Raw genomic sequence first — 18,908 nt, 5'->3', positions numbered from 1 at the left:
TGTGAGTTCGCGCGGGGAGGGTACAAAGCAGAGGCCGTTCGACGAGAAGGAGCACGATGATCACTCCGCCCGCGTGGCGCCCCGACCCCGAGGACATCGCCGACGACGGCGCCTACGTGGACCCGGAAGATCTGGCCTGTCTGGACGACTGAGCCTCAGTGGGCCCGCGGCGTGCCGTGGCCGGGGACACCGCGATCCGGGGGGATCGGCGGGTCGGCGGCCGGCGTGAAGCCGTGGGCTCCGACCATGGTGTCCAGCCGCCGGTGGTAGTCCTCGACCGCGTCGAGCACCGCCTCGATCGCCGCGAGCAGCCGGCCACCGGCCCGTTCGACCACCGTGGCCTCGCACTCCTCGAACGCGCGGATCCCGTCGCGTAACGCGCCCTTCACCGCGTGGAGCACGGCCTGGTCCGCGGCCGCGTACCCCTGCACCACCTCCACCACACGGGCCCGGTCGGCCCCGCTGGTGAGCAGGTCCCGCACGGACGCCCCGGCGTCGGGCACCGGCTCGACGCCGCGCAGCGCACGCACGTCCCGGTCCGGCGCGCAGAACCCCACGGTCATCCGCCAGAGCGCGGTCAGATCCTCACCGACCAGCCCGGCGAGGTAACTCACCCGGAACCGGCGGTGGGCCTCCAGGAGGAACTGCAGCTTGAACGGCGTCAGCTCGGAGGGCGGCGGCCCGGCGGTGGCCGCGGTCCCGGCGAACCCGTAGTCGTTGACGAGCGCGTTCTCCATCGCCACGACCAGGTACACGTACCGCACCCAGGTCGTGAACAGCTCCTCGAGGCCGGCGAAGCGCAGCCCGTCCGCGCCCAGCACCACGCCCCAGCGCCCGCCGAAGTCCAGGCGGCGCAGGTGGCCGAGCTCGTACAGGCTCAGCTGGGCGTCGACTTCGGAGTTCTGGTCGTGCAGCACCCCCCGGTACGCCGAGGTCGCGTCCATCCCGACGTAGTGCTGGATGATCTGCGGCCCACCCACGTGCAGGTGGATGAACTCCGAGACGTCGTAGACCTTGCCGCCGACCCCCATCCAGAAACCGGCCTCGGCGGTGTTGTGCTCGATCAACGCCGAGATGTCGTACCGGGCGCCCTGCTGCGCGTGGCCGCGGTAGGTCGTGAAGATGTCGAGCCCGAGCCGTCCCCGCGCGATCAGCTGCCGGACGTCGACCCCGAGTTCGCGCAGGGTGTCCAGTACCGAACCGGCGAACCCGGCGCTCCCGCACACGTACAGGTGCGCGTCGCCGTCCACGGCCGCGCGCAGGGCGTCGGCCTCCGCGGTCATCAGCCGGTCCACGCGCTGCCGGGTTCCGTCTCCCACTACAAAAGCGCCGGTGCCGACGTCGTAGCGCAGCGCGTTGTCGGCCTGGGAGAACGCCGCCCGCAGCTCGAGCCGGCCGTCCGCCGCGAGCCGGGCGAAGTCCTCCGGGTGCACGAAGTCGTCCGGCCGGCGCAGCCCCAGGAACAGCCAGTTCGGACCGGGGCCGGCCGCGCGGGCCCGCGCGAACCCGTGGAACGGCGCCACCCCGGAGCCGGCGGCGAACATCACGACCGGGGTGGCCGGGTCGGCCGGCAGCCGGAACCGGGGCGTCGGCACGATCGTGAGCGACAGTCGCTTCTCGCGGTACCGCACGTCGCTGGACATGCGCCGCAGGAAGTGCGACGCGCTGCCGGTCCGGCGCCGCTCGTAGGAGACGGTGGTGTGCGGGCTGGTGTAGGTCAGGCCGCCGACGACCAGGTCGATCGACTCCGCGGGCCCGTCGGCGGCCGACGCGATCGAGTACAGCCGGAACACCTCCGGCGGCACGATCCGGCCGATGTTCTCGGCCTCACCGGCGCCCGCCGACCAGAGCCGGGTGACGTCGTAGCCGGCCGTGCGCACCAGGTCCAGGACGTCCCACAGCTCCCACTGGTCCTCCATCCGCGCGGCGACGATCCGCGCCAGCGCCCCGGCGCCGGAGAGCGCGAGCAGGCGTTTGGCGTTGGTGCGGCCCACCGGCCGGATGCGCCCGAACGTGAGCAGCGTCGCGAGCGGCAGCACCTCGGTGCCGTCCTCGTAGCCCGCGCGGAAGCGCACCGCCTCGCGCCACTCGGCCGGCAGCTGCACGAGCTCGTCGCCGGTGGCCCGCAGCGCGCGCAGCGTGGCGCGCACCAGCGCGTCGTCGTTCTCGGGCAGTACGCCGAGCCGGTCGCCGGGCTGGTACCGGATGCCTTGCCCGGCGACGTCGAGGCGCAGGTGGGTGGTCCAGGCCGCGGAGCCGGGATCGGTCGTGGTGGTGCCGCGCCGGACCCGGCCGAAGTAGACCTGCTGGTTGCCGGCCGGCCAGCGTTCGTCGCGGACCTCGGCGAGCTCGCGGTCGATCGCCTCCCACGTCTTGTCGCGGAACAGGCCGGTGAACTTCGCGCCGGTGGTGACCGACCGGCCGACCTTGAACGCGACCTCGAGGAACCCGTAGGCCTTGATCCGGTGCAGGCCCATCCAGCCCCGGTCCCCGAGATACGCGTCGAGCACCGCCGCGTACAGCCCGCGCAGCGCGGTGTTCCCGGGCCGCTCCACGAAGTCGCGCACCGAGACCGCGCCGAGCGCCTCGACGAGCTCCCGCCAGTGCCGGGGCATCTGCGCGCGCAGGGCGAGGCTCTGCTGCCCGACCGTGGACGAGTACGACGCCCGGCCGAAGAACGCGTCGAGCGCGTGGATCTGCGGCTGGGCGGTGCCGGCCGGGCTCGGCGCGCCGTCGAAGATCGGTACCCCCGACGTGCCGACGGTCTTCGCCCACAGCACCAGGTCGAGATGCGACTCCGACCGCGGGTTCGGGTCGATCTGCGGATAGATGGTCCGCGTGACGTGGTGCAGGCGCTCGAGCATCGTCAGCAACGCCGGTTCCAGGGCCGTGGCGTCCTCGGCGAGCACGGCGTCCTGGGCCCGCAGCATCGCGTCGAGAACTGGGGTGAGCTCCATCGCGAACTCGGTCGTGACCAGGTAGAAGACTTCCTCGGCCCGGTTGCGCCAGGCCGGGACGAGCAGCTCCAGGTTGGCCAGGCGCCGGGGCCCGGTGTCCTCGCGCAGCTTCCAGTTGTAGAAGAACAGGTCGATGTAGGAGACCGAAGGGACGTCCTTGCCCAGCCGCCGCGACACCTGCCGCCAGGGGAGCAGGATGCTCGGCGGTAGCGCGGGCGGCGGCTCGGTGCGCACGTACTGGTAGGCGTGCGCGAACACGCCGAGCAGGACCGACGCGCGGAGCAGGTACTTGTCGGGCAGCGCGTCGGCGTCCAGCACCGGCAGCCGGTCGAACTCGGCCCGCAGCTCGAGGCTCGCGTACAGGGCGGGGAGCCGGTCGACGAGGTCGTCCCAGGCCCGGTGCGACTCCGGCAGCGCCCGCAGCGGTGGCTCGACCGGGAGGAACCCGTACTCGAGCGAGAGGAAGCCGTCGAGCTCGTGGCCCTGCTCGCGGTTGTAGGCCTCGGCGGCCTCGACGACCCGCCGGGCGGGGGAGACGCGGCGACCCGGGGCCGGCGGGAGGAAGGGCGCGATCATCGTCATGCCCGCGCCGATGCGGGTCTCGTCGCTGAGCGGCTCCGGTTCGACGACGAGCGTCCACTCGACGGTGCTGGCGCCGATGCCGAGGCGGTCGCCGGTCCGCAGCACGTGCCTGCGGATCCAGCCGCCGTTGACGAACGTCCCGTTGGAGCTGTCCAGGTCGGTGACGACCAGGTCGTCGCCGTCGAGCTCGAACCGCGCGTGGCGGCGCGACACCGACCGGTCGTCGATCGCGACGTCACTGCGTGTCGCGTCGCGGCCCACCGAGAGCGGCAGCTCCCCGGTGTGCTCGGCGACCGCACCGGTACGCCGGTTCGTGAACACCAGCCGCAGGCGCGTCATCAGGCGTGGTAGATGACGGCGCGGCAGATGTCGGAGCGGGCCACCGTGCCGTGCAGCGTGCGTCCCTCGACGACCGGCAGGCGGCGGATCTGTTTCTCGGTCATCACGACCGCGGCCCGGGCCACGTCGTCGTCGGGGCGCAGCGTGATCGCGTCGCGGACGACGAGCGGGTCGATCGGGCGGTCGGCGAGGTCGCGGGCTTTGCGGCTCAGATCGCCGAACGCGTCGTCGAGCGACCCGCCCGCGCGCAGGGCCTCGTCGTAGCTCGGCAGCACCGCCCGGATCAGATCGCCCTCGCTGAGCGCGCCGACGAACGCGTCGTCGTGGTCGAGCACCATCAGCTCGCTGATCTGGGAGACGCTGACCAGCTCGGCGGCGCGGCGGATGTCCGCACCGAGATGGATGCACGCCGGAAATCTGGTCATGACGTCCCGCACCAGCACGTTTCCCCCTGGACGGCCCGGACTGTCGGGGAGTGGCCGGTCCAGCGTGCGTCGCCGGGGCGGTGAGGACAAGCGACCTTTCGGACGATGCGCGGCTGATTCATGCTGTGGCATCCGTGAAAGTTGAGCAGCGAGTAGTCGATAAGCTGCCGGGTATGCCGTTATCCGGGTACTTGATCGGGATCGACTTCGGGACGTCGAACACCGTCGGTGTGCTCCGGTATCCCGACGGCAGGAGCGAATCCCTGCTGTTCGACGGCTCGCCGATGCTGCTCTCCGGCGTCTGCCTGGACGAGAACGGGCAGTTCCTGACCGGCCGGGACGCCGCCCACGTCGCACGCACCCGGCCCGAGGCGTTCGAACCGAACCCGAAGCGGCGCATCGACGACGGCACCGTGCTGCTCGGCGGGCACGAGGTGCCGGTGCCGCAACTGCTGGCCGCGGTGCTCTCGCGGGTGATGGCCGAGGCGCGCCGGGCCAAGGGCCGCCAGCCCGAACAGGTCGTGCTGACCCACCCGGTGGCCTGGGGCCCCCGCCGGCTCGATCTGCTGCGTCAGGCGGCGGCGATCGCCGGGATCCCGTCGGCGCTGCTGGTGCCGGAGCCGGTCGCGGCCGCGTACAGCTTCGTGGCGCTGCCGCGGGTGTCGGTGGCGCCGGGGCAGAGCATGGTCGTCTACGACTTCGGCGGCGGCACGTTCGACGCCACCGTCGTGCGCCGGACGCCGATGGGCTTCGACGTCGTGGCCTACCAGGGGCTCGACGACGTCGGCGGGCTCGACGTCGACGCTGCGATCTTCGAGCACCTCGGCGTACTGCTCGGCGACCGGGCCGCGCCGGTCTGGGAGCGGCTGAAGACGCCGATGACCGCGTCCGACCGGCGCGAGTCGCGGCTGCTCTGGGAGGACGTGCGGCAAGCCAAGGAGACGCTCTCGCGCACGACGTCCGTCCACATCCACGTGCCGCTGCTCGACGACGACCTGCCGCTCGGCCGGGAGCAGCTCGACGCGCTCGCGCGGCCGCTGCTGAACCAGACCGTCGGCACGACGCTGGAGTCGCTGCGTGCCGCCGAGACGCCGTCCGGTGGACTGGCGGCGGTGCTGCTGGTGGGTGGGTCGAGCCGGATACCGCTGGTGTCGGCGCTGCTGCACGAGTACCTCGGGATCGCGCCGACGGTGGTGGAGAACCCGGAGCTCGTGGTCGCGCAGGGCGCGATCATCGTCGGCGCGGCCGCGCCGGTCGCTCCGCCGATGTCTCCGCCGGTGTCGCCGCCGGGGGTGGGGGCGGGTGGGGCGCCGCCCCGGCCGGGGCGGATCTCGGATGCGTACGGAACGGTGCCCGGGTCCGGGGCCGGGGGGACTTCTGCGGCCTCCGGGGCGCCGGTGCCGCCGCCCCGGCCGCCGATCATCGCGCGGCCGCAGGGTGCCGGGGCGCACGGCGGGGTGTCGGGGGCGGGTGCGCACGGGGGTGGTTCCGGTGCGCAGGGTGCCGGGTCCGGGGTGCACGGGGGCGGAGGGCCTGGGTCCGGGGTGCCTGGGTCCGGGGTGCCTGGGTCCGGGGTGCGCGGGTCCGGGTCCGGGGTGCGCGAGTCGGGTGCGCACGCGTCGGGCGCGCATGAGTCGGGCGCGCAGGAGCCGGGTGCGCACGGGGCCGGGTCGGGGGCGGGGGTGCACGGGGCGGCGGCCGGCGGGGCGCCGGGAGGGGAGCGGCCGCGCCGGAAAGCGGGGGCGGGGCGGATCGTCGCGATCGTCGCGGCGGCCATGGTGCTGGTCCTCGTGCTCTGCGGCGGCGGGCTGTTCCTCCGCGACATGTTCGCGGCCGAGAACGACAGCGGCGACACCAACGCCTACGACGCCGGAGCCCCGCCCTGCGCCGCCGAGCTGGCCTTCATCGGCGCGTCGACCGGCGACGGCGCCGACCTCGGCCTCCGGATCCGCAACGGCGTCGAGCTCGCGGTCGCCGACCACAACGCGAAGAGCGCCGACTGTGCCGTCACGCTCACCAGCTTCGACACCGCCGGCGACGAGAAGAAAGCCGCCGAGTTCGCGGCGAACGTCGCCGGGAACCCCACCACGGTCGGCGTGGTCGGGCCACTGCGCCCCGCGGAGCTCGCGGCCGCCGGCAAGGTCTACGACGCGGCCGGGCTCGCCCAGATCACGCCGGTCGGCGACGCCGACGCGCTCGCCCAGTGGAAGACGTTCCACCAGGTCATCGGCGACGAGGATTCCCCCAACCTGTTCGCGCGCAAGTACCTGGTCGACACGCTGAAGGCGACAAAGGTCTACCTCACCGACGACGGCTCCGCGCACGGCCGCAAGCTCGCCGGATATTTTCGCGGCGGCCTGGAGGAGGCGCGGGCCTGGGCCGGTTCGGAGACCGTGAGCCGGGACGGGCTCGGCGGGTCCGCGGCGAAGATCATCCGGTCCGGGGCCACGGCCGTGGTCTACGTCGGAGCGCCGGCCCTCGCCGGGCAGCTCCGGAGGGCGCTCACCGAGGTCGGCGGGCGGGACATCCGGCTCGTCGGGACCTCCGAGATCGACGACCCGGCGTTCTTCACCGAGGCCGGGGACTCCGCGGCCGGCACCGTGCTCTTCGGCCCGTACATGCCGGAGAAGGAGGTCCCGGCCGAGTTCCGGGTCGCCTACGCCGCGAAGTACGGCACCGAGCCGGGACGCTACGCCGCCGAGGCCTACGACGCGGCGACGATCATGCTCGACGGCATCGCGGCCGGCAAGCAGACCAGGAAGGACATGCTCGACTTCGTCAACCGCTACGACGCCGACGGGCTGACCAAGCGCCTGAAGTTCAACGAGCTGGGCGACCTGGCCGTGCCGACGATGTGGCTCTACGAGGCCGACGCGAACGCCTTCACCAGCACCGGCAAACTCACCCGGTGACGCGCCGCGCCGCGTAAGCGGGGGTGTGGCCGCGCGGACCCGGCCGGGGGCCGCGCTGAGTCCCTGGTCGCGTGGGCCGGTTCCGCTGGTCGCGTGGGCCGGTTCCGCTGGTCGCTCGGGCCGAGGTTGCTCTGCGCGCCCGGCCGCCGATGGCACCGGCCAGAAGGTCCTCGATCACGCGATCGTCAAGGACGATTCGCGGTCGGGGTGATCGCGGACAGGGCTTTCTTCTGCGGTCCTACCCCGTGCGGTGATGCGCGGGCGGCGGATGCCGTTCGTCTTTCCTGAATGGTCCGACCAGCTTGCCCGGCGTGCGGCCAAGACTGGGCCGGTGCTTCCTGGCCCGGCGACAGCTTCCTGGGCCTAGCCGGTTTCCTGGCCGGCGGCAGCTTCCCGGGTCTACGCCGACTTCGCGGGCCTGCCGCAGCCTGCGTATGCCCGAGAACCGGTCGAGGCCACCGAGACTCGTCGGTGCCACGGCGGCGAAGCCGCCCGGCGTCGGTGGTCAAGGCACAACCGTGCCCGGCCTCGTACTACCAGTCAGGATGCATCCTCGCCGCGATCCTGCTCCGATGACCGACAGCTGGTGGGGCCGTCTTCTCGCGAGGCTGATCCCGAGCCGGAGGCGTGCCTCAGACGGCCCAGGGGGAGCGGGGCGGCCACCTGAGCGCCGCGGATCCAGGGGAGCGGGAGGCCCTTCTCTACGCGGGGCATCGTCCGCTGCGCGGGTGAGCGAGCCTACCTGCGCGGCCGGGAGAACACTCTCTCGTGGCTCGTGGCTCGTGGCTCGTGGCTCGTGGCTCGTGGCTCGTGGCTCGTGGCTCGGGGCTCGAGGTGAGCAGAAGGTCTCTCCGGGCGGGTCAGGTGAGCGGGAGGGTCACGGCGACCGGCCAGGCGACGACCACGGCGCCGATCGGGGCGGCGATCCACAGTGGTGCGCGGAAGCGGTGGAGGACCTCCGCCCAGGCCGCTTGCCACACCATGAGCACCGCCAGCAGCGGCACGACCAGCAGCACGAAGCCGTTCGTGAGCCCTCCGACCGCGGCGGCGGTGAGCACGAGCGTGACCACCGCCGACACAGCGAGCAGCCCGAGACCGCGTCCCCCGGTGAGGCGCCCGGCGCCGTACGCGAGCACCGTGAAGCCCAGCCAGATCAGGACGAGCAGCCACCACCGCGGTCCGACCGGCACCGCCTGCGTGACCCCCACCTGCAGCGGCACCGCGATCGCCACCCCGGCGTACCCGATCAGCACGCCCCCCGCGAGCCCCGCCCGAACCCACCCCGCCCGAACCCACCCCGCCCGAACCTGCCCCGCCGAGCCCCGCCCGCCCACCTCCGCCGACACACCGCCGTCCGCCCCGGCCGATCCACTGCCGTCCGCCCCGGCCGATCCACTGCCGTCCGCTCGGGCCGAACCACTACCGTCCGCCCGGGCCGACACACCGCCGTCCGCCCCCGCCGAACCACTGCCGCCTGATCCCGCCGAAGCACCGCCGATCGACTCCGCCGGAGCGGTGACGACGTTCGCCGAGGTACGGCGGCCGCGCCACCCGGAATACCCGGCCAGCGCGAGGCCGATCAGCGTCGTGAACGCGATCAGATAGCCCCCGATGGCAAGGGGCACCAAGCCCGTCGGCAGAACAGCCGCGATCACCGCCGCCACCACCGCCGCGACCCCGGCCACCGCCACAGCCCGCCCCACGCCCACACGAGCCCCGGCCCCAGCCCCAGCCCCGGCCCCGGCCCCAGCCCCAGCCCCGGACCCGGCCCCGGACCCAGCCCTGGCCCCGGACCCAGCCCCGGACCCGGCCCTGGACCCCGCCTCGAACCCCGCCCCACCCGGACCCGACACCGCCTCGGTACCCACCTCGGACCGAAACCCAGGCTCCACGCCGGACCCCGGCTCCACACCGGACCCCGGCTCCACACCAGCCCCAGCCCTCCGTCGCCACCCACCCCCCGCCACCAACCGAACCACCGGCGCGAACCCGAGCACGAACCCCACCACCAACAACCCCGCCCCCACCAACCGCCGCACCGGCGACGGCACCCCCGTCCCCCCACTCACCCCGAACGCAGCATCCAGCCACCCCACCACCTCACGATGCGTCCGTGGCGACCACAGGATCGACACGTGCTCCACCCCCGGCACCACCACCTCCCGGCCGCCGCTCACGTCCGCCGCCCGCGCCGACGCGTCGCGGAAACCGGTGAACTCCGCCGCCCCGACCAGCGACAGCAACCGCCGCGGCCGGTCCGCCCGCACGTCCGATGCGTCGGGAAGCGAGATCGCGACCGTCGCGGCCAGCTCCGGATGCGCCGCGCCGTACCTCACCGCGGCGCCGGCCCCCATCGAGTGCCCCACCACCGCCACCCGCGACCCGTCGACGTCCGCTAACCCCCGCAGGTGCGTCATCGCCACGTCGAGGTCTCGCTGCAGCCCGGCGGAGTCCCCCAGCGGACGGGCGTTCGCCCCGTGCCCCGAGAAGTCCAGCAGCACCACCACGTACCCACGAGCCGCGAGCACGTCGCCGAACTGCATCATCAGCCGCGCCGACCCGGCGAACCCGTGCGCGACGACCACCCCGGGGTGTTTCCCCTCGGTACCGGGGTGGACCTCGTCCAACGGAACACCGTGCACGACGGTGTGCCGCCGCGGGAGATCATCCCGGGGCAACACGCCGATCCCCGCACCGAGAGCCACCAACGCCAGCACCAAGAGGACCCGCACGAGAGGCGACCGTAGTGCACACCACCTAGAGTGACGACGGTGACGGACCACAAACCACCGGGCATCACCGCCGACGAGAAGGCCACGCTCCAGGGCTTCCTCGACTACCTGCGCGACGCGATCGCCGCCAAGGCCGAGGGCGTGCCCGAACCGCAGGTCCGCACGCCCGGCGTGCCGTCGGGCACGAACCTTCTCGGGCTGATCAAGCACCTCACCGCGGTCGAGCGGTTCTACTTCCTCGGCGAAGAGGTGCGCAGCTGGCCCGCGACCTTCCACCCCACCGCCGACGAGACGGCCGAGGCCGTGCTGGCCGGTTACCGGGCCGCGGTCGCCGACGCGAACGCGGTGATCGACGCGTGCGACGACCTCACCCAGCCGCCGCCCGGCGCCCGCAAACCCGCGTCGATGCGCTGGCTGCTCACGCACCTGATCGAGGAGACCGGACGGCACGCCGGTCACGCCGACATCCTCCGCGAGCAACTCGACGGCACGACCGGCCGCTAGACCCGGCCACGAACCGCGACGATCCGGTCGCGCTCCTTGACGGTTGATGTCACGATCGGTGAGAACGGCAAGAGCCGTTCTCCGAGGAGTGCGATGAGCACGCAATTGCGCAGCGACCCCGATCCGGGGAGCGATGACCTGGTCGGACGCGCCGGTCGCTGGGTGTTCGCGAAGGTCTGGCTCGGCTGCCTGCTCTCCGGTCTGTACGCGTTCACCCGTCACATCGGGTGGCCGGAGGCCGTCGTCATCATGTTCGCGGTGTTCGGCGCGATCTTCCTCGCGGTCGCGTCCGTGTGGCTGCCGTTCTGGACCCGCGGCCACCTGACCGGCATCGCGCTCCTGGACGTCGCGGCCCGGATCGTCGTCTGGCTCGGCCTGATCGTGGCCGTGGTCTGCCTGCTCGTCGGCTCGCCCGCCGTCGGAGCGGTGGCCGGTGCGCTCCTGCTGACCACGGCCTGGCGCACGTTCGGCCCCGCCCAGCCGTCCTCGCCGCGCTCGAGCCGTGACTGACTGGGCGGTTCTCGCCCTGCTCACCGTCGTGGTCGCGGCCGGTGCCTACGTGCAGGCGTCGATCGGTTTCGGGCTCAACCTGCTGCTGGTGCCGTGCGCGCTGCTGCTCGCTCCGCCGCTGGTGCCGCTGCCCGCGCTCGTGGTGAACGGCGCGGTGTCCGCCGTCGTCGCCCGCACCGACCGCCACGACCTCGACCGCCGTCTGCTGTGGTTGCTCACCGTCACCGGCTTCCCCGGCGTCGTGCTCGGCGTCTTTGTGTCTACGCTGATCGGCGCACGATCGCTCGCGGTGTCGGGTGGGGGGTTCGTGCTCGTGGCGGTCGCACTGAGTCTGCGGCGACCCGCGGCGCACACGCGCCCCGCGACCCTCCCGATCGCGGGCGTGGCCGCCGGGCTGCTCGCGAGCACCACCGCGCTCACCGGTCCGCCGGTCGCGCTCGCATTGGGCGCCGAGCCCCCGGCCCGCCGCCGCGCGGCGGTAGCGGCCAGCGGCGCCGTCCTCACCGCCCTCACGCTGGCCTGCGGCGCGGTGACGACCCCCGCCGCGCTGACCACGCTGCGCTGGACCCCGCTCCTCGTCCCCGGAGCCGTCCTCGGCCTGGCCGCCGCCCACCGCCACCCCGGCGCGATCCCCCCAGCGGTCCAACGCCACGCGACCCTGGCCGTCTCCGCGGCCGCCGCCGTCCTCCTGATAGCCCGGGCCCTCACGACCTAGGGCGTGTTTGAAAAGCGCTTCGTTCGTTGGGTGATGCGTGGCTCGTGGTGATCTGACGAATGCGGAGTGGGAAGTCTTGTCGGCGGTGTTGCCGTCGGCTAAGCCGGGTGGTCGGCCGCCGCGTTCGCGGCGGCAGGTCATTGATGGGATCCGGTGGCGGGTGAGGACCGGGGCGCCGTGGCGGGACCTGCCCGAACGGTATGGGCCGTGGGAGACCGCGTATGCGCTGTTCCGGGACTGGCAGCGGGACGGGACCTGGGCGCGCATCGTGTCCGATCTGCAGTCCCGCGCCCAGGCCCGGGGGCTGATCACCTGGGACGTGTCCGTCGACTCCACCGTGGTCCGGGCTCACCAGCACGCCGCGGGCGCCCGTAAAAGGGGGTCGATCAGAAACAACCGCCGGGAGGGTGCACCGCAGAGCCCAACGACCATGGTCTGGGACGGTCACGCGGCGGGTTGAGCACCAAGATCCATCTCGCGGCCGAGGGCGGACAGCGTCCGCTGTCGCTGCTGGTCACCGCCGGGCAGGCCGGAGACGCGCCGCAGTTCCAGCCGGTGATCAACGCGATCGGTGTCCCCGGTCGAGTCGGCAGGCCCAGGACACGGCCGGCGCGGGTCCTAGCCGATAAGGCCTACGGATCCCGCGCCAACCGCGTCTACCTGCGCCGACGCGGAATCCGCGCCACCATCCCCGAACCAGCCGACCGGTTGGCCCACCGCCGACGTCGCGGCAGCGCCGGCGGCCGCCCACCGACGTTCAACGCCGAGACCTACAAGCAGCGCCACGCGGTCGAGTGCGGGATCAACCGCCTCAAGCGCTACCGGGCGGTCGCGACTCGCTACGACAAACTCGCCGTCCGCTTTCTCACGACGCTGCACATCGCCGCGATCAACGAATGGCTACGGTGACCAGCTTTTCAAACAGGCCCTAGCCCCACCCGCGACCCCCAGCCGGGTGCGGCCACGACGGCACCCGGAAGCTCCGGCGTTCTCCAGCGGGCTTCAGACGTTTCACCAAGGCGGTCTCCCGCCACCAGCCTCCGAGCCCGAAGTACCGTCCGGCGCCCCACCCGGGTCAGTCACGGCCCGGATCCCCGCCCCTCACCGAACTCCGCCGTCTCGACCCCAGCGGCCACGGCCTGCGCGGCCACCGGCGGACTCCGCTATCCACGTCGCCGGCCGGATGGCCCGCAGGGCGGCGCTCGGATCCGAGGTCGACCCACGGGACGTTGGTCCTTCCCGCAGTGGTCCCGCGGCCCTGCCCGAACCCGTCCGCCGCACCGCACGCTCGGACCCACGAGAGGAGATCCGCGATGACCTCGGTAGTGGTCGGCACCGACGGGTCCGGCCAGACCGATGGGGCTGTCGATCGGGCGGCGGCGGAAGCCGCGCGGCGTGGACACGAACTCCGGATCGTGCACGGTTCAGCTGGCCGTTGCTGCGCGTCCCGACCGCGTCCGTGCCGGGCATCGAACGGTCCGGGCCGGAGGCGGCCGCCCGGTGGTTGCCGGCCGCTGCGCCCACCCGGGCGGAGATGATGCTGCCCGGCCTGCGCATGAGCACCGCGCTCCCGTTCGGACTCCGGCGCTGCACGCCGAGGCCGACGACGCCGACCTGCTGGTCATCGGATCCCGACGGCTCGACCCGGTCACCGGGCTGATCGTCGGCCCGGTCGGGGTCGAGCCGGCGGCGGCGTCGGCGCCGTGCCCGCTCGTCGTGGTGAACGACGGTCCGGTCGAAGCCGGCAAGGTCATCCGCGCCACCTGGCGATCGAGCGCGCCCCGCCCAGCGGCGAGAATGCACTACGCCCCGCCCAGCGGCGAGAATGCACTACGCCCCGCCCAGCGGCGAGAATGCACTACGCCCCGCCCAGCGGCGAGAATGCACTACGCCCCGCCCAGCGGCGAGAATGCACTACGCCCCGCCCAGCGGCGAGAATGCACTACGCCCCGCCCCATCCCCGGCGACCTCACCGGCCGGGCCGCGCGGCTCGCCCCCGGGGCGGCGGCCGGCAACGTCCGCCTCGGTTTCGCCGAGGTCGGGCTTGATCGCCGTCACCGACGCATTCCCGGACGACCACGTCGTGGTCCGGGTTCGTCCGGTGGGTGAACGCCCGGTCACCCCGGCCAAACGTGCGCTGATCGACGCGATCCCGCACCGGCACTCGAACCGGCGTCCGTACGAGGACGCGGCGGGGCCCGATGCCGCGCTCGTGGACGCGGCCGCGGCCGAGGCGTGCCTGCTGACGGTCCGGGGCCCGGCGGCGATGATCGCCGTGGCCGACCTGATCGCCGACGACGACGACGAACTCGACCGCCGCCCGGGGTACGCGGCGGAGCGCCGCCGCTGGCTGCGCGAGCGCCCGGCGACCGAGCGGGATCCGCGCGGACCGACTCGCCGCGCACCGAACCCCGACGAACGGCTCCGGCGCCGTGACCACGGCGCGCACCTGGGCACCCCGCGCCGGCCGCACGAGAGCGACCCGTGCCTGGCCGTACTGTCGAGCAGCGGGACCACCCGGTCCGCGGACGTGCGTACCGGCAGGCGCGGCAGCACGTCCTGCTCCGCGCGACCGCGGCCGACCTGACCGCGGCCGACCTGACCGCGTCGATCTCCTCCCAGCCGATCGCGGTGGCGGCCGTCCGCGCGCGGCTCGCCGCTGGTCGGAGGGTGGAACCCCGCAGATGGTGCTGCGGTTCGGCTACGAACCGACCCCCGCGGCGCCCGGCCGACCAGGTGACCGACGTTTTCGGGACTTCCGACCCTGCTCCGCACCGGTGATCCGGGCCGACGCTGGGCGCGACAGACCCACCGAGCCAAGGGGACCGGCGATGACCAGCACCATCCTGCGGAGCGCGGCGGAGACCGCCCGGCACGCCCCGTCGATCTTCAACACCCAGCCGTGGCGCTGGGAGGTCCGCGGCGACGCGCTGGAACTGCACGCCGACCGCAGCCGCCTGCTCCCGGTGACCGACCCCGAGGGCCGCATGTTGACCGTCAGCTGCGGGGTGGCCCTGCACCACGCGCTGGTGGCGCTGGCCGCCGAGGGGCACCGCACCAGCGTCGAGCGCGGCGTCGACGGCGACCTGCTGGCCCGGATCACGGTCACCGGCACCGCGCAGCCCACCGGCACGAACCTGCGCGACGCGATCCCGGAGCGGCACACCGACCGGCGCCCGTTCGCCGACACCCCGGTGCCGGACGGGTTCGTCGACCGGCTGCGCGACGTCGCCGAGGCCCGGGGTGTGTACGTCGCCGAGCTCGACGCCGACTCGCTCGTGCGGTTCCAGGTGACCGCGGCCCGAGCCGGGGAGCTCGACGAGAACGACGTCGCCTACCAGGCCGAACTCGCCGAGTGGACGCACCGCCCGGCGTCGTCGGCCGACGGGGTCGCACCGGGGTCCACGGTCGCGCCGACGCCGCGCAAGGTGCCGCTCCGGTCGTTCTTCCCGGACGGCGCGGAGGGCCTCCTCCCCGGGCCCGGCCACGACGGCGGCGCCCGCTACCTGGTGCTGTGGACGGTCGGCGACAGCCCGGCCGACTGGCTGGCCGCGGGCGAGGCGATGAGCGCCGCGCTGCTGGCGACCACCGCCGCCGGCCTGGCCGTGTCCCCGATGACCGACGTGGTCGAGGTGCCCGCGTCCCGGGCGATGCTCCACCGGCTGCTCGACAACCTCGGCGAGGCCCAGGTCGCCCTGCGGATCGGGGTGCCGGCGACCAGCGACGCGGTGCCGCCGACCCCGCGCCGGGCCGACGTGATCGCCGGCTAGCGCACCACCAGCAGCGGACCGTCGGCGTGGTGCACCAGCCGCCGGGCCACCGACCCGAGCCGCATCCCGCTGAACCCGCCCCGCCCGTGCGCACCCACCACGGTGAGGCCCGCGGTAGCGGAGAGCCTTTCGAGCACCCGTGCCGGTTGTTCGCGTTCGGCCACCGTGCCGACACGCACCCCGGGGTACTTCGCCCGCCACGGGCCGACCTGGTGTTCGATCAGCTCGTCGGCCTCGTGCCGGGCCTCGATCCAGCTCGGGACCGCGGCCGAACCGAACATGCCGACGACGCTGACGTCGCTCCACGCGTGCACCACGACCAGCGGCGCGGCCCACCGTTCGGCCTCGGCGAATGCGGTACCGAGGGTCGTGTCGTCCGGCGCGGAGCCGTCGATGCCGGCGACGACCGGCGCGTCGGGGCCGGGCCGCCGGTCGTCGTGCACGACGACCACCGGGACGGGGGAGTGCGCCGCGACCGCGGCCGACACCGAGCCGAGCAGCAGGCCCGCCGCCGGGTCCAGGCCCCAGCTGCCGACCACGACCGTGTCGCTCGACGGCGCCGCGGCCAGCAGCGCCCGGACACCGGTCTCGTCGCTCACCTGCCCGGTGACCGGAAGCTCCGGGAACTCGGCCCGCACGTCGTCGACCGTCCGCGCGAGCAGGTGCTCGCCGTCGGTCCGGGCCGCGTCCTTCAGCCGCGCGACGCGCCGGGCGCCGAACGCCGACGGTTCCCCGGGCCAACCGACCCCGGTGACCACGGCCAGCGGCAGCGAACGGACCCGGGCGTACCCCACGGCCCAGTCGAGGGCCGTCCTCGCCGGCGCCGAGCCGTCGACGCCCACCGTGATCCCTGGTGCATCGGACATACTCCGATGATCACCTACGAAGCGGATTTTTCGCGCAGACGCGTCACGCCCTCGATGAGGAACCAGACGAACAGTGGGTAGACCGCGACCCGCTCCATGCCCGCGACCCCGATCCCGAGGCCGTGCCGCGTCACGTGCAGCCCGGTCGCGATCAGCCCCACGACGCCGAAGAGCACCGCCAGCCGGCGCCGGGTGGCGATCAGCCCGAGGTTGCCGAGTACGAACACCAGCGCCGCGCCGACCACGTGCGTGTTCTCGTCGACGTCGGCCGGCGCCAGGCCGACCAGGACGCAGCCGACGGCCGCGGCCAGCAGCAGGTACCGCACGACGCCCCGGAACAGCGTCACCGCTCCGGCGGCCACCAGCACGCCGTTGAGCACGAACACGGTGTTCATCAGCTGGTGCCACGGCGCGCTCACCTCGCCGAGGTCACTGATGTTGTTGTCGGCCCAGCTGAACGGTTCGGTCCAGGCCCACTGCACCACCCATTGGCCGACGAAGAACGCGGCGCCGGCGGTGGCCAGCGCGACCGCCCCGAGGATTCGTTTCATACCGCACAGCTCATCAGGCGTCGGCCGCCGCGGCACGGGGGACAGGTATCGCGTCGGGGTAGACCCAGCCCTCCGTGAGGTGAGGACAGATGCCGAGTGCTCAGGCGCGCGAGCTCGTGCGTGGCGCGTACGACACCCATGTCCACGTCGCGCCGGACGTCGTGGAGCGCCGGATCGACGACGTGACGCTCGCCCGGCGGCTGCACGACGTCGGACTGGCGGGGGTGGTTCTGAAGTCGCACTACGCGCCGACGGCCGAGCGCGCCGCGGTCGTGCGCGGTGTCGTTCCCGAGGTCGACACGGTCGGCGCGATCACGCTGAACGCGTCGGTGGGTGGGCTCAACCCGGTCGCGGTGGAGATCGCCGGGCGCCAGGGCGCGCGGGTGGTGTGGCTGCCCACCGTGGACAGTGCCAACCAGCGCACGGATCAGGCCCGAGCGCCGGAGGGCGCCACCCCGCCGATGTGGGCCCAGGTGCAGCAGGAACTCTCCGACCAGGGCATTCTCGCTCCGGCGGTCGCGGTGGTCGACGCGCGCGGCCGGGTCGTCCCGGAACTGCTGAACGTGCTGACGCTCGTCGCGAAACACGACATGGCGCTCGCGACCGGCCATCTGTCCGGCGACGAGATCCTCGCGGCGGTGGACGCGGCGGTCGACGCGGGCGTGCGCCGGATCGTCGTCACGCACCCGGAGTTCACGTCGCAGCGCGTCCCGGTGGAGGTGCAGCGGCGGCTGGCCGCCCGGGGCGCGCTGCTGGAACGCTGCTTCACGACGCCGCACACCGGCAAAGTGGCGTGGGAGACGTTCTACGCGCACATCCGGGCGGTCGGGCCGGAACATTCGGTGCTCTCCAGCGACCTGGGGCAGCCGTTCAACCCACCGGTGGAGGACGGCCTCGCGCTGCTCGCCGACGGGCTGCTGGCCCATGGGTTCAGCGCCGAGGAGGTCCGGGTGATGGCGGTGACGAACTCGAACCGGCTCGTGCGCTGAGCGGTGGGCGCGCTTCTTCCCGTGTCGAGGTCGGAAGGCTTCGGATGAACATGATATTCATCATCGAATGATCGATCTGTTCCTCCTGGCCGGGGTGCACGGCGGCGACCGGCACGGCGATGCGCTGCGCGACACCGTCGACTACGCGGTCGCCGCCGAGGACGCCGGGTTCGACGGCGTCTGGCTGGCCGAGCACCACTTCCTGACCTACGGCGCCTGCCCCTCCGCGGTCGCGCTGGCCGCGTACGTGCTCGGCCGCACCCGGCGGATCACGGTCGGCACCGCGGCCGCGATCCTCCCGGCGCGGCACCCGGTCGCGCTCGCCGAGGAGACCGCGCTGCTGGCGGCCGTGGCCGGGGACCGGTTCGAGCTGGGCGTCGGCCGGGGCGGGCCGTGGGTCGACCTGGAGGTGCTCGGCACCGGCCTGCCCCGCTACACCGAGGGGTTCGCGGAGTCGCTCGACCTGCTGCTGGAGTGGCTGTCCGGTGCGCGCAGGGTCGGCGCCGACGGCGTAGCGCACCGGTTCCGGCCGGTGCGCGTGGTACCCCGCCCCACCACGCCGCCGCGGGTGCGCATCGCGGCGACCACGGCCGCGTCGGTCGACGTCGCCGCCGCCCGCGGCCTGCCGCTCCTGCTCGGTATGCACGCCGCACCGGCCGAACACCGGGTCCTGCTCGACCGGTACGCGGCGTACACCGGCGGTACCGTGCCGCCACCGGCGGTCGCCCACCTCGCGTACGTCGCCGACACGGTCGACCAGGCGCGGGCCGCGGTCCACGCGCCGCTACGGGCCTGGCTCGCGCGCACCGCGGAGTACGTCCGGCTGGACGGCGCCGACGGCACCGGCCGCGACCCGGACGCCTACGCCGACCGGCTGGTCGACCTGCACCCGGTCGGCGACGCCGGGCTCTGCGTCGAGCGGCTCCGGCGGTCGCGCGAGATCACCGGCGCCGGGCGGCTGCTGCTCGCGGTGGAGGCCGGCGGCGACCGCGGCCGCACGCTGGACTGCATCGCACGTCTCGCCGAGGAGGTGCTGCCGTTCGTCCGGTGAACGCG

General features: G+C 73.8%; 16 protein-coding genes. 11 read left to right on the top strand and 5 right to left on the bottom strand.

Annotated elements, in window-relative coordinates:
- Positions 1-155: 155 nt before the first annotated feature.
- Positions 156-3,878 (bottom strand): FHA domain-containing protein, encoded by a 3,723-nt coding sequence (locus CRYAR_RS22405; RefSeq protein ID WP_035855013.1) that lies wholly within the window; start codon positions 3,876-3,878, stop codon positions 156-158.
- Entirely contained in the window at positions 3,878-4,303 is a 426-nt protein-coding gene (locus CRYAR_RS22400; protein ID WP_169745073.1) for a CBS domain-containing protein, read from the bottom strand. Before CRYAR_RS22400 ends, CRYAR_RS22405 begins: the two co-directional genes overlap by 1 nt.
- Before the next feature lie 173 nt (positions 4,304-4,476).
- Between CRYAR_RS22400 and CRYAR_RS43455 the strand changes: the two genes are divergently transcribed.
- Positions 4,477-7,215, top strand: coding sequence for an Hsp70 family protein (locus CRYAR_RS43455; protein WP_084700832.1), 2,739 nt, complete (start codon positions 4,477-4,479; stop codon positions 7,213-7,215).
- A gap of 860 nt (positions 7,216-8,075) precedes the next feature.
- Here the strand turns inward: CRYAR_RS43455 and CRYAR_RS43450 are convergent.
- Positions 8,076-9,947 carry an alpha/beta hydrolase gene (locus tag CRYAR_RS43450; protein ID WP_051570798.1) on the bottom strand — a complete coding sequence of 624 codons (1,872 nt, stop codon included), beginning with the start codon at positions 9,945-9,947 and terminating at the stop codon, positions 8,076-8,078.
- Between the two features lie 30 nt (positions 9,948-9,977).
- On the opposite strand from CRYAR_RS43450, the gene CRYAR_RS22385 reads away from it, so the two are divergent.
- The 8 genes from CRYAR_RS22385 (at position 9,978) to CRYAR_RS22350 (ending at position 15,446) form a co-directional block, all read left to right on the top strand.
- A complete protein-coding gene (locus CRYAR_RS22385) occupies positions 9,978-10,451 on the top strand; it encodes a DinB family protein (protein WP_051570797.1) in 474 nt (157 codons plus the stop codon).
- A 93-nt stretch (positions 10,452-10,544) separates the two neighbouring features.
- Positions 10,545-10,961: a hypothetical protein gene (locus CRYAR_RS22380; protein ID WP_035855009.1), complete on the top strand. Its 417-nt coding sequence runs from the start codon at positions 10,545-10,547 to the stop codon at positions 10,959-10,961.
- Positions 10,954-11,676 carry a TSUP family transporter gene (locus CRYAR_RS22375; RefSeq protein ID WP_051570796.1) on the top strand — a complete coding sequence of 241 codons (723 nt, stop codon included), beginning with the start codon at positions 10,954-10,956 and terminating at the stop codon, positions 11,674-11,676. Before CRYAR_RS22380 ends, CRYAR_RS22375 begins: the two co-directional genes overlap by 8 nt.
- Positions 11,677-11,713: 37 nt before the next feature.
- Positions 11,714-12,585, top strand: a protein-coding gene (locus CRYAR_RS45940; RefSeq protein ID WP_245620491.1) for an IS5 family transposase whose coding sequence is annotated in 2 segments (ribosomal slippage) — positions 11,714-12,100 and positions 12,103-12,585 — 870 coding nt in all. Because the reading frame shifts where the segments join, the coding sequence is not laid out codon by codon here.
- A 404-nt stretch (positions 12,586-12,989) separates the two neighbouring features.
- Positions 12,990-13,214, top strand: coding sequence for a universal stress protein (locus CRYAR_RS50865; RefSeq protein ID WP_342673835.1), 225 nt, complete (start codon positions 12,990-12,992; stop codon positions 13,212-13,214).
- The gene (locus CRYAR_RS50860; protein WP_211247583.1) at positions 13,177-13,785 is read left to right on the top strand and encodes a universal stress protein; all 609 of its coding nucleotides are present in this window, start codon (positions 13,177-13,179) and stop codon (positions 13,783-13,785) included. Before CRYAR_RS50865 ends, CRYAR_RS50860 begins: the two co-directional genes overlap by 38 nt.
- The gene (locus CRYAR_RS43445) at positions 13,721-14,263 is read left to right on the top strand and encodes a hypothetical protein (RefSeq protein WP_051570795.1); all 543 of its coding nucleotides are present in this window, start codon (positions 13,721-13,723) and stop codon (positions 14,261-14,263) included. The genes CRYAR_RS50860 and CRYAR_RS43445 overlap by 65 nt, the downstream gene beginning before the upstream one ends.
- A 244-nt stretch (positions 14,264-14,507) precedes the next feature.
- Positions 14,508-15,446: an Acg family FMN-binding oxidoreductase gene (locus CRYAR_RS22350; protein ID WP_035855005.1), complete on the top strand. Its 939-nt coding sequence runs from the start codon at positions 14,508-14,510 to the stop codon at positions 15,444-15,446.
- Here the strand turns inward: CRYAR_RS22350 and CRYAR_RS22345 are convergent.
- Positions 15,443-16,312, bottom strand: a complete 870-nt coding sequence (locus CRYAR_RS22345) for a universal stress protein (RefSeq protein WP_035855003.1) — start codon at positions 16,310-16,312, stop codon at positions 15,443-15,445. The genes CRYAR_RS22350 and CRYAR_RS22345 overlap by 4 nt on opposite strands.
- 14 nt (positions 16,313-16,326) lie before the next feature.
- Positions 16,327-16,863, bottom strand: coding sequence for a DUF998 domain-containing protein (locus tag CRYAR_RS22340; RefSeq protein WP_051570794.1), 537 nt, complete (start codon positions 16,861-16,863; stop codon positions 16,327-16,329).
- A gap of 89 nt (positions 16,864-16,952) precedes the next feature.
- On the opposite strand from CRYAR_RS22340, the gene CRYAR_RS22335 reads away from it, so the two are divergent.
- Entirely contained in the window at positions 16,953-17,852 is a 900-nt protein-coding gene (locus tag CRYAR_RS22335) for a DUF6282 family protein (protein ID WP_035855000.1), read from the top strand.
- A 67-nt stretch (positions 17,853-17,919) separates the two neighbouring features.
- The gene (locus CRYAR_RS22330) at positions 17,920-18,903 is read left to right on the top strand and encodes an LLM class flavin-dependent oxidoreductase (RefSeq protein WP_035854998.1); all 984 of its coding nucleotides are present in this window, start codon (positions 17,920-17,922) and stop codon (positions 18,901-18,903) included.
- The last annotated feature ends 5 nt before the right edge of the window (positions 18,904-18,908 follow it).

Origin of the sequence: Cryptosporangium arvum DSM 44712 (assembly GCF_000585375.1) — a bacterium.
GTDB classification, from domain to species: Bacteria; Actinomycetota; Actinomycetes; order Mycobacteriales; family Cryptosporangiaceae; genus Cryptosporangium; species Cryptosporangium arvum.
The sequence above is the reverse complement of the archived record's forward strand: the minus strand, read 5'-3'. Positions and strand labels throughout refer to the sequence as shown.